The organism is Bergeyella anatis, from assembly GCF_036016955.1.
Lineage (GTDB): Bacteria > Bacteroidota > Bacteroidia > Flavobacteriales > Weeksellaceae > JAYWXI01.
This window is the reverse complement of record NZ_JAYWXI010000103.1, coordinates 1-561: the sequence shown is the minus strand read 5'-3', so window position 1 is coordinate 561 and position 561 is coordinate 1. Positions and strand designations below refer to the sequence as shown.

Below are 561 nucleotides of genomic sequence, written 5' to 3'. Positions count from 1 at the left end.
TTTGACAATCCTGAAATAAACAGAAATGACTTAAGAACTATCTTATTAAATAGCCTACAAAATGACACCGTCATTTGGGATAGAAAACTTGTTACGCTTGAACCTGATAAGGAGAAGTGGACACTAACTTTTGAAGATAAACCGAGTGAAACAGCAGATCTGGTTATTATTGCCAATGGTGGAATGTCTAAAGTAAGAAAATTTGTTACCGACACGGAAGTTGAAGAAACAGGTACTTTCAATATACAAGCCGATATTCATCAACCAGAGGTGAACTGTCCTGGATTTTTTCAGCTATGCAATGGAAACCGGCTAATGGCTGCTCATCAAGGTAATTTATTATTTGCGAATCCTAATAATAATGGTGCATTGCATTTTGGAATAAGTTTTAAAACATCTGATGAATGGAAAAGCAAGACTCTGGTAGATTTTCAAGACAGAAATAGTGTCGTTGATTTTCTCCTGAAAAAATTTTCCGATTGGGATGAACGCTACAAAGAACTGATTCGTGTGACATCATCTTTTGTAGGGTTAGCGACACGAATATTTCCCTTAGGTAAG

General features: G+C 36.2%; 1 protein-coding gene. It reads left to right on the top strand.

Annotated features, from left to right (window positions below; genetic code table 11):
• A partial coding sequence (locus VQ048_RS12445) for an FAD-dependent oxidoreductase (RefSeq protein WP_442872829.1) occupies positions 1-561 on the top strand: 561 nt, incomplete at both ends.